This is a genomic window from Streptomyces sp. NBC_01232, assembly GCF_035989885.1.
GTDB lineage: Bacteria > Actinomycetota > Actinomycetes > Streptomycetales > Streptomycetaceae > Streptomyces.
In genome coordinates this window covers 4,483,398-4,498,004 of record NZ_CP108518.1, presented here as the reverse complement: position 1 = coordinate 4,498,004, position 14,607 = coordinate 4,483,398, and the positions used below count along the sequence as shown (strand labels likewise).

The window sequence follows — 14,607 nt, the reverse complement described above, 5'->3', positions numbered from 1 at the left end:
ACAGGGTCGGCGCAGTATCAGGGCCGACAGATGGTGTAGTAGTTCCTTCGGGGCCCTGGTGCCGTACGGCACCAGGGCCCCTCCACGCGTTCCATGAGAGAGGTTCAATGACAGCAGACGACTCGTTCGGCCGTCTCGACGACGACGATTACCCCGCCTACACCATGGGCCGGGCCGCCGCCATGCTCGGCACCACCCAGGGCTTCCTCCGCGCCATCGGCGAAGCCCGCCTCATCACCCCACTCCGCTCCGAGGGCGGCCACCGCCGTTACTCCCGCTACCAGCTGCGCATCGCCGCCCGCGCCCGCGAACTCGTCGACCAGGGCACCCCGATCGAGGCCGCCTGCCGCATCATCATCCTCGAAGACCAGCTCGAGGAAGCCCAGCGCATCAACGCCGAATACCGCCGCGCCGCCGAATCATCCGCACAGCCGCCCTCGGCCTGAGGCGAAGGTGCCCGCAGGCATCGGCATGCCGCCGCGCTCAGCGGGCGACGTTCGCGCAACCACCCCGCTTCGGTCCGTCATCGTCGGACCGTGGCTGCAAGCTGGGTTGTGGACGGAGTGCTATTCAGGCGCTGATGCTTCTGTGAGATCCGCCCCGGCGTCAGCGCTGCGCGTGGCCTGATGGGTGCCGTGCCAGTCCAGACACATGACCGTGGCGTCGTCCTGGAGGCGGCCGCCGTGGGCGTGCAGCACCGCTGCGACCAGGGCCCGGGAGGCCTCGCGGGGGTGGAGATCGGCTGTGCGCACGATCAGGTAGGGCAGGTCGGCATGCACAGCTCGGCGCTCGAGCATGCCGTCGGTGAGCATCACGAGCCGGTCCCCTGGTTGCAGGTCCAGCCGCTGCACCCGGTAGGCCGTACGGGGTTGGACACCGAAGGGTAGGTCCGCCTCGGGAATCATCTCGTCAACCGTTCCGTGTCGCAGGCGCAGCGGCCGGGGATGCCCCGCGTTGATGAACTGGGTGGTCCCGTCGAGCAGGCTGACGCGGAGCAGCTGCCCGGTGACGAAGCCCTGCCTGCCGTTGTCGATGACTGCCTGGTTGGCCTCGAGAGCCTGTTCTTCGAGCTGGGCGCCGGCCCGTCTGGCTCTGCGGAGGGCGCCCACGGCCAGGGTGGCGAGGAGGGCGGCTTCCACGTCGTGGCCCATGGCGTCGGTGATGGAGAGTTGCATGGTGTCGCGGTTGACGACGTAGTCGAAGGTGTCGCCGCCGACGTGCGTCGCCGGTTCCAGTGCTCCGGCGACCGCGAACTGGGCCGCCTCGCATGCCAGTGAGGCGGGGAGGAGCCGGTGCTGAATTTCTGCGGCCAGGTTCAGGGGCCGAGTACGGCGGCCCCATTGGTAGACGTCGGTGAAGGACCGGTTGGCGATGACGATGTAGGCCAGGGCGTGCGCGGTCGCGCCGATCTGCCGCATCGCGTCCTCGTCGGGGTGATCCGGCAGGAATAGCTCGAGCATGCCGATGGCGTCGCCGCGGTTGGTGACGGGTGCCACGACCCTGACGGGGCCGCCTCCGCTCTGTCGCTGCGAGGCCGGCCGCTGTGTGCGCAGCACGTCCCCGTAGAGGGTGCCGGGCAGAGCGATCCGCTCAGGGGGCTCGTCGGACTCGACGCTGTCAGCCGCGCCGAGCCGCACCACCGACGACCCGGTGAAGTCGACGATCAGGAACGAGACCGCTGCAGCGTTCAGACGGTCCTTGAGCATCCGCGCCACAACGTCCAGTGATTCCACCGGGGAGGCGGCTTCCGCCGCCGCGAGCGCGCCGGCCAGGTCCATCTCCGTCTGCCGCTCGCCGTCGGCGCGCCCCCGACGGACGTCTGTGTCCCGCTCCTCAGTTGGTGGCATGGCCGCTCCTCTCCTCCTCCGACATCGTGGGATCCGGCCTCGCCACGAGAACTGCTCCCTGACCCTGTTCCCGGAGCGCCCCGGCCCGAGGCCTTGCGGTCGTCCACTACTGCCTCGTCGAAGGCTGGTCCGTGTATCCGAGGGACCCGCTGGGCCGACCGGTTCTCAACCCTGCCCGAGCACCCGCACGCCGGGTGTCTGCTACTGCCCCTGCAGGCCGTACTGCCTGACTGGTTCACCCGAACAGCGCACCACCCCCATACGGGGCGCGTTGCCGGAATCGGTGTGTATGCGCTGGTGAGAGGCAACCGGGCAGGGTGCCTCACCACCGACGGTGAAACGGCTGACCACCGCTACCTGTCCGCCGTCGGCAACTACTACCTCTCCCTCCGCCGCCCCCTCGCACCCTGACCCGAAGCCGGTCGGCAACTCGCCCGCCCCACGCCGACAGCAGCCCCGGGTCGGAACATTGCCGTGCTCAGTAGACGGTGAACGAGATGGCGATGTAGTGCGCGGTGAAGGCTGCCACGGTCAGGGCGTGGAAGACCTCGTGGAAGCCGAACCAGCGGGGCGAGGGGTCGGGGCGCTGAAGGGCGTAGACAACCGCGCCCGCACTGTAGAGAAGCCCGCCGGTCACGATCAAGGCGAGTACGGGCGTCCCACCACTGTCCAGGAAGTCGGGCAGGTAACGCACCGGTGCCCAGCCCAGGGCCAGGTAGCAGGGGGTGTACAGCCAGCGGGGAGCTTCGACCCACAGGACACGGAAGGCGATGCCGGCCAGAGCGCCCGTCCACACGATCCACAGCAGGACGGACCGCTGGTCAGGGGGGAGAAGAAGCACGGCAAGCGGGGTACAGGTGCCGGCGATGATCAGGAAGATGTTGGCGTGGTCGAGGCGACGCAGAACGGCCTCACCGAGTGGTCCCCACGTGCCCAGGTGGTAGACGGCGCTCGTCCCGAACAGCATCCAGGCGGTGACGGAGTACACGGTGCAGGCCAGGGTGGCGTGCGGCGTCCCCGCCAGGCAGATGAGGACGATGCCCGCGGCCAGCGATGCGGGGACCATTCCGGCGTGAAGCCAGCCTCGTAGCTTCGGCTTGATCGGCTCCACCAGATCGGCCGCTCGCTCGACCAGGTCGGCAACCGGGTGGGAGTCCTCGGCGGCCTTGTCACGGTGCGATCCCGAGGGAGGACCACTTGCCTCGCATCCTCCGACCGTCGGTGCGGAAGACACACCGCCGGTTTCGACGTCGTCGCGGGACACTGCTTCCCTTCCTTCCTCGGACTGCTGGGCGTCACTGGCAACCACGTGCTCATGTTAGGAGCCTGCCCGCAGGAGCATGGCCCGAGGCCTGCCTCGGACCACCGGGCCGGCACCGCCGGACATGGTCTGTTCAGCCGCCCCGTGGTTCCCGTCCTGGAGGCCTGCCCCCAACTGGGGCCGTGGAAGTCGTGTAAGTCGGCGGGCCATGGGAACGATCAGGGCTTCCGAACGGGCCTCTCCGCTCTCCTACGTTCAAGGACCGCCGATGCTTCCCGAGTTCCGCTCCCACGCATCCGCCCCCCTTTCCCACCAGCTGGAACAGCGACTGGGGCTGGACCCACGCCTCGAAGCGGGCCGAATCGACGTGGAGCGTGTCGCCGACATCGCCGTCGTCGCATCCGCCCACTCCGATGGGTACGCGGCCACCGCGCACCTCCTCGGACTGCTGGCCGCGCTCCCCGCTCCCACCGAGGCCGGAGAACGCTTCTGGTCGGACCTGTGGAGGACCTCAGGCTCCCTCTACCTGCTGCCCGCCAACATCAAGACGTTCGTGCTGAGTTCGCTGGCCGGAGAAGGCACCGGTCTGGCCGGTCAGATCCTCTCGGCTGTCGACGAGATGACCCCGTCCCAGCGCGTCGCAGCCGGAGAAGTAATCGGCCAGGCGCTCGCCGAATCCGACCACCTCCCCGACCTCAAGACGCAGGTCATCGGCGAGCTGTGGCTCCGGGATCTCGAACTCACCGCCTGGCGGGTCCTGCACGCGGACCACAAATCAGCTGATCCGGCTGAACGGAAAGCCTTCCTCGACGCATGGAGGCGTGCCTGAGCGCCAGGTTTCCTCTCGACACAGCACGGCCGTACACGGGCCATCGACGAGCGCCGCCGCTGCTGTTCGGGTCCAACGGCACCCGGAGAGCCGGTGAGGAGAGGAAGGCGAGACGCCTCCCTCCCCTCCCCCACCCGATCGTCAAGCGCCCTTCGCCTGCCTCTTCACCGCTCCCTTGACGCGGGCAGCGCGTACCCAGGCGTCGATGCCCCCGGCGACCTCCTGCTGACGTTCGTCGTCGGAGTGCTGGTAGATCATCGCGGCCTTCTCCGAGGACTGGCCGGCGCGGACCATCGTGTCCTTGAGGGTCGCGCCGGACTGGGTGGAGAGGGTGTGCCCGGTGTGGCGCAGGTCGTAGAAGCGGAAGTCCTTCGGGAGGCCGACCTTCGCGCGGGCCTTGGCCCACTTCCGGCCGAAGGTCGTGCGCCGGAACGGCGCACCCTTCTCCCCTATGAACAGCAGCCCGTCGGGCTCCTTCTCCGCGAACCAGTCCAGGTGCCGCTTGACCTCCATGGAGAGGAAGGCCGGCAGATGGATGGTACGGACGCCCGCCGCCGACTTGGTGTCGCCCTCGACGCGGCGGCCGGTGTTCAGTTCCGGGGCCGCCGCCGTGATCCGTACGGCGAGAGGGTCCAGGGTGACCGAGGTCCGGCGCAGGGCCGCCTGCTCCTCCGGGCGCATCGGCCCGTAGGCGCAGAAGTAGACCATCAGCCGCCAGCGCGGGCCCATGGCCTCGGCAAGCGCATCGACCTGGGCGACGGTCGCGGTCGAGCGCTCCTTGGCCTGCTCGCTGCCCGCGCCCCTGATGCGGCACGGGTTGCGGCGGATCAGCTCGTCGTCGGCCGCCGTCTCCATGATGGCCTTCAGCAGCCGGTAGGACTTCGCGACGGTCGTGGCGCCGGTGGCGGACAGCCGCTCGGCCCGCCAGGTCCGTACGGCCGGCGGGGTGATCTCGTCCAGGTCGAGGTCACCGAAGCCGGGAAGGACGTGGAGGCGCAGGAGGCGGCGGTACAGCTCGTCCGTGGTGGCGGCCAGGCCCCGCTCGTCGACCCACTTGAGGGCGTACGCCTCGAAGTTGACCTTGCCCACGTCGGGGTCGGTCCAGTGGTTGCGCTGGATGTCCGCCTTGGTGAGGGTCAACCAGTCCTGGGCGTCGGGCTTCGTCGCGAAGGTCTCCGGGGCCGTTCGGCGGCTGCCGTCAGGTGCCCAGTAGCGCGCCTGCCAACGACCGGACGGAAGCTGGCGGGTGGTGCCGAATTCGCGCCGCCGCTGCGGCTTGCGGGCCGCCATCAGGCCGCCTTCCCGAAGCGGGAACGCGCTTCGCGGAGGGTGGGGACGGTACTCGCGTCGATGTACGCGGCCAGCACGCTTTCGGCGATGCGGACGTGCTTGCCGAGCTTGACGTAGCGGATGCGGCGTTCCTGGATGAGGCGCCGGATGAAGCGGACGCCGGTGCCGAGGCGTCCGGCGGCCTGCTCCACGGTCAGGAGGGGGTCGGGGGTGGTCACCTCCTTGGCGTCGCGGGGTCGCTGGACGGAGGCGTGGGGTATCGCCGTGTGGCGCAAGCAGTGCTCCAGCTTCTGGCCGCGGACGTGGGCGGGGGCGGCAACCCCCAGAGCCGGGCCGGTGTGTCATTCAGGGATGGGATGGGCGATTCCGCTGCGCACTGGGGGTTTGCGGCCCAGGGAAGCGGGACGGGAACGGCGGCTACTCGACGGGGGGGGTGTCTCTATGTCTTTCGTCAAGGACGTGGTGTCGGGTATGGGACCGTTTGGGATGGTCATGCGGCGAGGGTGACGGCGGGGATTCTGGACTCGTAGAAGGTGCCGTCTCGGAGCATGGCGAACAGGACGCTGATGCGTTGGCGGGCGAGGCGGAGGAGAGCCTGGGTGTGGGTTTTCCCGCGGGCGCGTTGCCGGTCGTAGTAGGTGCGGGAGGCCGGGTCGGCGTTCATGCAGGCGAAGGCGGAGAGGAACATGGCGCGTTTGAGCTGCCGGTTTCCGCCTCGTGGTGCGTGTTCGCCGTGGATCGAGGTCCCGGACGACTTCGTCGTCGGGGCGAGACCGGAGTAGGAGGCGAGGTGGGCGGCGCTGGGAAAACTGGTGCCGTCGCCGACGGTGACCAGCAGGACGGCGGCGGTCCTGACTCCGACTCCCGGCATCGAGGTCAGGACCGGGTGAAGAGGGTGAGCCTCCAGCAGGCTGCTGATCTGGGCTTCCAGTGCCCGACGCTGGTCGTGAACCGCCGCGAGCGAGGCCGCCAGGGACGGGATCACGATGTCGAGGGTGCCGGTTCCCGGGACCACGACGGTCTGCTCGTCGAGAGCGTCGAAGACCTCGTCGATCAGCCGCGCGGCCATGCGTGGGGCCTTCGGGCGGATGAGTTCGACGAGTCTGCGGCGGCCGGCTTTGCGCAGAGCGGCCGGAGATCCGTGGCGCTCGAGGAGCCAGGTGACGGCCGGGTGGTCCAGCCGGGGCCCGAGAACGCGCTCCAGCGACGGGTGGAACTGGGTGAGCAGGCCGCGTATCCGGTTGCTGGTGCGGGTGGCTTCGGCGGCGAGGTCCTGGTCGAAGCCGGTCAGCACCGTGAGCTCGGCGGTGATCTCGTCCGTCAGCTCCAGCGACCGCAGGACGTGCGGCATGGTGCGGGCGGCGTCCGCGATCACCGCCGCGTCCTTCGCGTCGGTTTTTGCCTCTCCCGGATACAGGTCGGCGATCCGGCGCATGGCGAGTCCGGGCAGGTAGGCGACCTCGCAGCCCGCGTCGCGGGCGACGGTCAGCGGCAGAGCGCCGATCGATGCGGGCTGGTCCACGATCACCAGCACCGTGCCGAACTTCGCGATCAGCTTGTCGAAGACGGCCCGCAGTTTCGGTTCGCTGTTGGGCATCGGCTTGTCGAAGACTTTCTTGCCCGCCGGCGTCAGCCCGTGGCCGTGATGGGCGGTCTTGCCGACGTCCATACCCAGGAAGACGCCCACATCGCCGGTGTCTAACATCGCACCCCTCCTGGGTGGTTGACCTGGCCGGCCTCTGCGTTGGCACCGTGCTCGCGCATCCACGTTATGCAGACCTGCCGCCCACGCTTCTGCCCGGCATTGCGCCGGGCCGGGCGGTGGTCGGGTCTCTCATCAGCGTCTCCGACGGCACCCCACGGACCCGGCGACACCACCCCCCAGGTCATCCGTTCGACAGAGGGGACACAGTCATACCGGGCCCGGAGGCCAGCGGCCCCATTGCAGGACCGCGAAAAACATAACGGGGGCGGCCCGTACCGCTCGGTGTTGATCTTCTGCATCTCGGCGGCGATGGCGTTGGAGACCATCACGTCGGCCTCGGCACGGATCTCCGGATGGTCATCCAGGTAGGCCGCGAGTTCGTCTCGCGCCTTGGTGGCTTCGAAGCCGGCGCGCGCGGAGGCCCGGTAGATGGCCACCACGTTGTCGATGAGCTCCATGGCGCGGTCCATGGCCGCCAGGCTGGGCGGTCCGACGAAGTTGCTGAGCGGGACGCCGAAGATCTCGGCGAAGCCGATGGCTTCGTCGAGGTTGATCCGGCGCTTGCGGTTCTCAATGCGCCAGACCGCGGAGCCACGGCAGACCGGTGACGGCCGCCACCGGAGGCAGAGCCAGCCCCATCGTCGTGGTCGCGGCGAGCAACGGGTAGTAGGAGAGGGCGAAGGCGAACCGCAGGCGCAGCCAGCCCCGCATGCGGCTCAGGTGGCGTGGCAGCATCCCGAAGAGCATCACCGCTAGGCTGCGGGACCACTGGAACTCCTGGGTGGCCATGGCGGCGAAGGTGACGGGGCCGTCGCCGCTCGCATGGGCATCGATGGCGAACGATCCCTGCCAGCCGGCCGAGTTCATGAGGAACGTGGTCGAGAAGTCCTCGGCGAGTTCGGGCCCGATGCCGCCGATGTCCCGGACCGCCTCCGTACGCACCGCGTAGTGGGAGCCGATGCACAAGGGTGCGAGGCCGGCCGAGTGGCCGAGCTGAACGGCCCCGTGGAAGACGGCCTCCCGGTGCAGTCGGCCGCGGGCGGACCAGGAGACTTCGGCGCTGGCGTCGCACACGCTCGGGGCGGCCACGTAGCCGATCGCGGGATCGGAGAACGGACGGACCATCTCGGTCAGGTACGTGGGGCTCGGCACGTGGTCGCAGTCCAGCTGGGCGACGACGTCGTAGTCCCGGTAGCCCCAGTGGTCGTAGAAGAAGGCGAGGTTGCCCTCCTTGCAGCGGGTGCGGCGGGGCCATGTCGGCCGGTGGTAGTCCGGTCGGTCCCGGCGGCAGAGACACGTACGCCGTTCGCCTCGCACCAGTCCAGGACGTCGCTGGAGGGGTCCTCGTCGCACAGCCATACGTCGTAGGGGTGGGGATAGTCCTGCTGGAGCATCGCCTCCAGCGTGGTGCGGGCGATGTCCCAGTGCTCGGAAGGGGCGCGGGTGACGACGAACGCCGCACGCACCAGCGGGACTTCGATCTGCGAGTCGAAACGGCGCAGGCGGACGACCGCGACCAGGAAGTGCACGGGCAGCAGCGCCAGGTAGAGCAGCAGCGCGCTGTTGACGGCCAGGCCCACCCAGCCGATCCGGTGCTCGGGACTCAGCCACCAGACCCAGAACCAGACGAGGCAGCCCACCCACCCCAGGGTGAGCGCCGCCACCTTGACCCGGTCGGCTGTCCCGAACTGGCGGACGAAGCTCGTGGGGCGGGTTTCCAGGGCGCGGCGCGGCTCGGCGAAGACGGGCCCGTCGGGAGGAACCTCGGCAACCCGACCCCGGGAGAGCTCGCGAATCTGGTCCTTGAGTGTGGCCTGCTCTCCGGACGGGCCGGGGATGCGGCCGTCGGTCGCGGCAGCCTCGCGTACGAGCCCTGGCTGGGTCGGGGTCATGTGAGCGCGCTCCGGGATGATCTCGGTGTGGCGCCGCGAGAGCCTCACGGCCGCCTTGTCGGGAAAGGGGCGCGGGGAGGGCGTGCGGTCACGCCGCTCCCCGCCGGAGGTGGAGGATCCGGGTTGTTCAGGCCTGCGCGGGGACGGATTCCGCCGTGACGGACATGGCGCCGGCGTACTTCCTGGGGGGCGGCATCCCGTCCTCCTGGCCGCCGCGGATCGCGGCGGCCCCGGCCGAGAGGTCGGCGGGACGGGCGGCGAACCATGCGCTCGTCCTGCGCAGCCCCTCCTCGATGTCCACCTCGGGCGACCAGCCGAGTGCGTCCCGCGCCCGGGTGATGACCGGGCGCCTGCGGGTCGGGTCGTCGACGGGGAGCGGGTGGTACTGGATCTCCGACGGCGAGCCGGTGAGTTCCAGCACCATCTCGGCGAGCTCGGTGACCGTTCGCTCGACCGGATTCCCCAGGTTGAAGGGCCCGGCCTCGGAGGAGTCGAGCAGGGCGACGAGACCGCGGACCAGATCGTCGACGTAACAGAAACTCCGGGTCTGCTTTCCGTCGCCGTAAATGGTCAGGGGTTCGCCGGTGAGGGCCTGGGTGATGAAGCTGGAGACCACCCGTCCGTCGTGCGGGCGCATGCGCGGACCGTAGGTGTTGAAGATCCGTGCGATACCGACATTCAGACCGTGGGTGCGGCGGTATGCGACCGAGATCGCCTCGGCAAATCGTTTCGCCTCGTCGTACACGCTGCGAGGTCCGACGGAATTGACGTTGCCCCAGTAGTCCTCGTCCTGCGGGTGGACCAGCGGGTCCCCGTAGACCTCGCTCGTCGACGCGAGGATGAACCGGGCATGGTGGCGCAGCGCCAGCCGGAGGGCGTTCTCCGTCCCCCTGCTGCCGACAGCCAGCGTTTCCAGCGGCTGGCGCAGGTAGTCGGGCGGCGACGCCGGGCTCGCCAGGTGGGCAACGGCGTCGACCCGGCCAGGAACCTCCGCGGAGACGCTGACATCTGCACGAATGAATTCGAAGGCCGGATTGGGCAGCAGGTGTGCAATGTTCCCGGGCTCGCCTGTCGAGAAATTGTCCAGACACACCACGGAGTCCCCACGCCTGAGCAGGGCCTCACAGAGATGCTACCCGAGGAATCCACCGCCACCGGTGACGGCAACGCGCATACGGTTCTCCAGGAATCGAGCGGGCTCAGGGGAAACTCAGGCAAGAATATGGACATACGTAAGACGTTTTTATGCAGCGCAAATCCGGGCTACGCCGATTGGCTGCCAGGTCCAGCGCGCCACACGCCGTCGGCCCAAGGCTCCCTTGCCCTTGCGACACAATCAGCGCAGATTTCCGCGTCACTCGCCCGTGTGAGCCGCCGCCGCGCGCGTCAACGGCTGGAAGGCACGAGGCCGCGCCCCCGGCCAAGCACTCGGGCACATGCGTCGCCAACGACTCCGGACACGCCGTCGGGGCCGGCGCAGCGCGCTCAACACGGTGCGTGCCCCAGCCGTGCCCTCCGGGGCGGTGAGCAGCGGTCAGCAGGGGGCCGGTACGCCCCCCTCATCACCCACGCCTTGGGGTCATCTTCGCAGGTCAGATGCTATGTAGAGGCGTTCCGCGCAGTAGATTCCCAAGCTTGTGGCACGGGTTCGATTCCCGTCATCCGCTCTTTAACGAAGGCCCAGGTCAACGACCTGGGCCTTCGTGGTTGTCCAGACCTCTCCGGCCCGGCGTGCCATTCGCGTGCGATAAGTGACCCAGTGGAGCGCCGGGTTGGGCCTCGCACGCCTTCCGCTGCCATCCGAGTCCCGCCGCAGCGGCTGCCCCGACAGGACAGCGCTCACCTCACCGGACGCGTCCTGCCGCCAGAGCACCGTCAGCCTCCGGCGAGCATGTCGGCGCTCGCTGCCATCGCCGCCCGGCCGGCGCCACGCCTCCACCTCCGGCGCACTCCGGCAGTCGTCCTCGATGCACCTGGCGGGCGAGCGCGAAACCACCGGGAGGACCCCCAGCCGGCTGGCCCTATAGTCGAAAAGTAACCAACGAGTAACTTCGAAGGGGCAAACGGGTGTTCGGAGCAAATCGGCAGGTGAGGGCATCCCAGGCCCTATGGCTGCTGCTCCCGGCGTGCGCCGCCACCGTCGACATCGCCGTCCAGTTGGAATGGGCGTACGCCGACACGAACGACTCCCGGAAGCTGTTCTGGGCGACGGTGGCCCTGTGCGCGCTGCCCGTGGTCGTGCTGGCCCGGCGTCGCTGGCCGATCGCCACGTTCCTCACGACCCTGCCCGGGATGTACCTGGACAGTTGCATCCCCAGCATGATCGCGCTGTACACGGTGGCGCTCATGGCCACCCGTCGCCGCGTGGTCACCGTGTGCACCGTCGTGTTCCTCCTCTGGAGCGGCTACACGCTGAACCCCGAGGAAGCCACGTGGGACAACCCCACCGACTACTTCATCCTGATGGACGCCGTTGCCCAGGCCATCCTGCCGGTCACGCTGGGCCTGCTCGTCAGCAGCCGCGCGGAACTCACTGCACGCGTCGCCGACCTCGCCGCGGCACGCTCGCGCGAGGACGCACTGTCGGCGGAGCGGCTGCTGGTGGCCGAGCGCACCCGCCTGGCCCGTGAGATGCACGACGTCGTGGCCCATCAGGTGAGCCTGATCAGCGTCGAGGCCGCCGCACTGCAGATGACCACGTCCGACCCCGCGGTGCGGGATTCCGCCTGCGCCGTGCGCACCATGGCCGCCCGCACTCTGGACGAGCTGCGCCAGGTGGTCGGGGTCCTGCGGGACGGCGGCAACCGCGCTGACACCGGTGCGCCCCAGCCCCGGCTCGCCGGCCTGCCGCAGCTCATCCGCGAGTGCCAGCTCGAGGTCGAGGCGCGGATCGACCCGCGCCTCCTTCAGCCTGCCACCGGCTCCCCGAGCCGGTGGCCCACCTTGGTCCAGCACGCGGTGTACCGCACGGTCCAGGAAGCTCTGACCAACATCCGCAAGCACGCGCCGGGGGCCGTCGTCAGCGTGCGGCTCCACGAGTCGGACGGACACCTGTGCCTCCGGATTCACAACGGCCCGCCCGGCCTCACCGACCCGCACCCCGACCCGGACCTGCCCTCCGGCGGCTACGGCCTCATCGGGCTGGCGGAACGCGCCCACCTCGTCGGCGGTACCTTCGAGGCCCGCCCCACCGACGACGGCGGGCATCTCGTGACCGCCTCCTTCCCGACCCGGCACGCCGCCGAGGCCACGTCCCCCTGAGTCGGCCTGCCCCCGGCCCCTCCCGCGCATCTCCGCGCCCGCTGAAGCCAGCTGGCGGGTTCGTCCGGCCAAGTGGCCGGTACCGAACGGCCGGACGGTGCCGAAATCATGATCGTCGAGTGGCGCCGGCGTGCTCCCGCACGCCGCTCACCCGAAATGGTCCGCGCGGCGAATCCCACTTCGAACCGGGCGGGCAGAGATCCACGAGAGAGGCAGTTGAGGAAATGAAGAAGGCACTGGCAGGCATCGGTGTAGCCCTCGGCGGTGCGGCCCTGGTCGTCACCACCCAGGGGTCCGCGCAGGCCGCCACTGCGCAGGAGGTTCCTGCCGCGGTCGCTTCCGTCGACGGACCCCAGAACGGCCCGATGGGCTTCGGTTCCTTCGTCGGCAAGGCTGCAGGCAAGTTCGCCGGCAAGGCCTGGGTGCACGCCAAGGCCGCCTGCCCGTCGGTGGCCGATGCCGCCAGCCAGTTCACCGGCGGCGTCAGCCCGGCCGGCATCCCCGAGGGCACGTCCGTCGAGACGGTCTTCGACAAGTGAGAGATCACCGCTTGACCAGGAGGGCGGCACTGCTCATCGGTGCCGCCCTCCTGGGCCTTCACTTCGCCGCCGCAGCCTTCTCCCAGATGCCCCTCACACCGATGAAGATCCGGCACTACAACAAGGTCGCCACTTATCTGGAGCCGTACTCCGCCCAGAACTGGATGCTCTTCGCACCCGACCCGCTGTCGGAGAACAGGGGAATCCTGGCCCGGGCGCAATGCCGCGACGGCTCGGTCACCTCCTTCTACGACGTGACGGCGAAGTACATAGCAGCGGCGCAGAGCAGCAGGTTCTTCCCCTCGCGCATGTCCCGGCTGGTGACCGGGAACATGCAGCAGCTGAGCGGTTCGGACGCCGTGCTGGCCCGGCTGCGGGAGTCCGAGCGGGCGAAGAACAAGACCGAACTGCCCCTCATGCCCCACGAGAAGACCTCCCAGCAGGAAGCCCTGCGCTTCGTTTCCCGCTACTCCCTCACGCAGTTGCCCGCCCACACGTGCGGCGACGGCGCCCCTCCCGAGCAGGTGCAGGTCCGCATGTACATCCAGACGCTCCCCCCGTGGTCGGAGCGGCACGATCCCGCTGCGGAAGGCCAGGTCGACGCCTACGACATGGAATGGATGAAGGCCGGGGATCTCCTGTGAGCCGTACCCGTACGAACCGGCTCCTCGAACGGCTGGACGCGGTCGGCAGCCGACCCCTCAGCGTGCTGGGGGTGAGCGGAACCCGCATGCTGCTCGGCTTCGTCGGCTTCATGTACTACGCGAGCCAGTACGGCGACCGGAGGTTCCTCTTCGGTCCGGCCGGGGTGCTGCCCTGGGCGGACTTCACCGCCCAGATCCACGAGAACGGCACCTTCAGCCTCTATACCTTGAGCGACTCCACGCTGTGGTTCGAAATCGTCTTCCACGCGGGGATGCTGGCCGCGCTGGCGGTCACCTGCGGTGTCGGCGGCCGGCTCGGCCTCGCCGTTCACTGGGCCCTCCTGTGGTCGGTCTACCAGCGTCAGCCCGTACTGCTCGACGGCGGGGACAACCTCGCCTATCTCGTCATCCCGATGCTCCTGCTGACGCGCTGCTACGACCGCTTCTCCTACCCCACCGGTCTCGCCCGCGCGCTCGCCCGGCGCGTTCCCCCAGTGCTGCGGTCGCTGTCCACACCGCTGCACAATCTTGGTGTACTGGCCATCGCCGTCCAGATGTGCCTGGTCTACGTCGTCAGCGGGCTGTACAAGGTGCAGGGCCGCATGTGGCAGGACGGAACGGCGCTGTTCTACGTCCTGCGCGTGTCCGAGTTCAACCTCCCCGGCGTGTCCGAGCTGGTGTTCGGCAACGACTATCTCGTCTTCATCGGGACGTACTCCACCACGCTGTTCCTGGTGTACTTCCCCATGGGCATCCTCGTGCCGCGGCTGCGGCCCTGGGCTGCCGTCGTCTCCATCGGTTTCCATGTGTCCATCGGCGTCGTCATGGGCCTGACCGGCTTCGCCCTCACGATGGTGGCGTGCGACCTCGTGTTCCTGAGCGGGGCGCTGGAGACCGCCCTGGACCGGGCCCGCGCGGCCCTGCGCCGCCGCGAGCCCGTCCCGGCCGACGCCGTCCTGGCGTTCGACGGGGACTGCGGCTTCTGTCAGGCCACCGTGAATCGGATCACCGCCGGCGCTCGGCCCACGGTGCGTGCCGTGCCCTGGCAGTCACTCCCGGACGAGGTCGCCGACCCGCATGCGGAGCGTCTGGACCGGGAGGTACTCCTCCTCCTGGACGGGCGTGTCCTGGCCGGCGGGGCGCAGGCGCTGGCGGAATTCGTACGGGACTCGCCCGTACGCGGGTACCGGCTGGCAGCGGCCCTGCTGCGCACGCCCGGCATCAGGGCTTGCGCGGCAGTCGGTTACCGCTGGGTGGCGAACAATAGGCAGCGTATGCCCGGCAGTTCGGAAGCCTGCGCCCTGCCCGGCCCCAGCACCCGCCCGTGAAAGGGGACCTT

The 14,607-nt window shown here is 69.4% G+C and carries 12 protein-coding genes and 2 pseudogenes; 6 read left to right on the top strand and 8 right to left on the bottom strand.

What is annotated here, in order from left to right; genetic code table 11:
• Window positions 1–107 precede the first annotated feature (107 nt).
• Window positions 108–446: a MerR family transcriptional regulator gene (locus OG444_RS20770; RefSeq protein WP_327263590.1), complete on the top strand. Its 339-nt coding sequence runs from the start codon at window positions 108–110 to the stop codon at window positions 444–446.
• 120 nt (window positions 447–566) lie between these two features.
• Here the strand turns inward: OG444_RS20770 and OG444_RS20765 are convergent, their stop codons facing one another.
• Both OG444_RS20765 and trhA read right to left on the bottom strand, forming a co-directional pair.
• Window positions 567–1,778 (bottom strand): PP2C family protein-serine/threonine phosphatase, encoded by a 1,212-nt coding sequence (locus tag OG444_RS20765; RefSeq protein WP_327266871.1) that lies wholly within the window; start codon window positions 1,776–1,778, stop codon window positions 567–569.
• Window positions 1,779–2,325: 547 nt separating this feature from the next.
• Window positions 2,326–3,111, bottom strand: coding sequence for a PAQR family membrane homeostasis protein TrhA (gene trhA / locus OG444_RS20760; RefSeq protein ID WP_442810769.1), 786 nt, complete (start codon window positions 3,109–3,111; stop codon window positions 2,326–2,328).
• Between the two features lie 265 nt (window positions 3,112–3,376).
• Here trhA and OG444_RS20755 point away from each other — a divergent pair, with 265 nt between their 5' ends.
• Entirely contained in the window at window positions 3,377–3,937 is a 561-nt protein-coding gene (locus tag OG444_RS20755; RefSeq protein WP_327263588.1) for a hypothetical protein, read from the top strand.
• 141 nt (window positions 3,938–4,078) lie between these two features.
• Here OG444_RS20755 and OG444_RS20750 read toward each other — a convergent pair whose 3' ends face one another.
• The 6 genes and pseudogenes from OG444_RS20750 to OG444_RS20725 form a co-directional block, all read right to left on the bottom strand.
• Window positions 4,079–5,227 (bottom strand): tyrosine-type recombinase/integrase, encoded by a 1,149-nt coding sequence (locus OG444_RS20750; RefSeq protein ID WP_327263587.1) that lies wholly within the window; start codon window positions 5,225–5,227, stop codon window positions 4,079–4,081.
• Window positions 5,227–5,502 carry an excisionase family DNA-binding protein gene (locus OG444_RS20745; RefSeq protein ID WP_442810581.1) on the bottom strand — a complete coding sequence of 92 codons (276 nt, stop codon included), beginning with the start codon at window positions 5,500–5,502 and terminating at the stop codon, window positions 5,227–5,229. The genes OG444_RS20750 and OG444_RS20745 overlap by 1 nt, the downstream gene beginning before the upstream one ends.
• 215 nt (window positions 5,503–5,717) lie before the next feature.
• Window positions 5,718–6,932 (bottom strand): IS110 family transposase, encoded by a 1,215-nt coding sequence (locus tag OG444_RS20740; RefSeq protein ID WP_327263586.1) that lies wholly within the window; start codon window positions 6,930–6,932, stop codon window positions 5,718–5,720.
• 266 nt (window positions 6,933–7,198) lie between these two features.
• A pseudogene (locus OG444_RS20735) lies at window positions 7,199–7,522 on the bottom strand (helix-turn-helix domain-containing protein); the annotation flags it as partial.
• A pseudogene (locus OG444_RS20730) lies at window positions 7,521–8,824 on the bottom strand (glycosyltransferase family 2 protein); the annotation flags it as partial. The pseudogenes OG444_RS20730 and OG444_RS20735, both read right to left, overlap by 2 nt.
• A gap of 127 nt (window positions 8,825–8,951) precedes the next feature.
• Entirely contained in the window at window positions 8,952–9,917 is a 966-nt protein-coding gene (locus OG444_RS20725) for an NAD-dependent epimerase/dehydratase family protein (protein WP_442810580.1), read from the bottom strand.
• Between the two features lie 995 nt (window positions 9,918–10,912).
• On the opposite strand from OG444_RS20725, the gene OG444_RS20720 reads away from it, so the two are divergent.
• The 4 genes from OG444_RS20720 to OG444_RS20705 all read left to right on the top strand — a co-directional run bounded on the left by OG444_RS20720 (window position 10,913) and on the right by OG444_RS20705 (window position 14,596).
• The gene (locus OG444_RS20720; protein ID WP_327263585.1) at window positions 10,913–12,085 is read left to right on the top strand and encodes a sensor histidine kinase; all 1,173 of its coding nucleotides are present in this window, start codon (window positions 10,913–10,915) and stop codon (window positions 12,083–12,085) included.
• A gap of 224 nt (window positions 12,086–12,309) precedes the next feature.
• Window positions 12,310–12,624, top strand: coding sequence for a hypothetical protein (locus OG444_RS20715; protein WP_327263584.1), 315 nt, complete (start codon window positions 12,310–12,312; stop codon window positions 12,622–12,624).
• A gap of 11 nt (window positions 12,625–12,635) precedes the next feature.
• Complete coding sequence (locus OG444_RS20710) at window positions 12,636–13,268, top strand: DUF5819 family protein (protein ID WP_327263583.1); 633 nt, start codon at window positions 12,636–12,638, stop codon at window positions 13,266–13,268.
• Window positions 13,265–14,596: a DCC1-like thiol-disulfide oxidoreductase family protein gene (locus tag OG444_RS20705; RefSeq protein WP_327263582.1), complete on the top strand. Its 1,332-nt coding sequence runs from the start codon at window positions 13,265–13,267 to the stop codon at window positions 14,594–14,596. Before OG444_RS20710 ends, OG444_RS20705 begins: the two co-directional genes overlap by 4 nt.
• Window positions 14,597–14,607 lie beyond the last annotated feature (11 nt).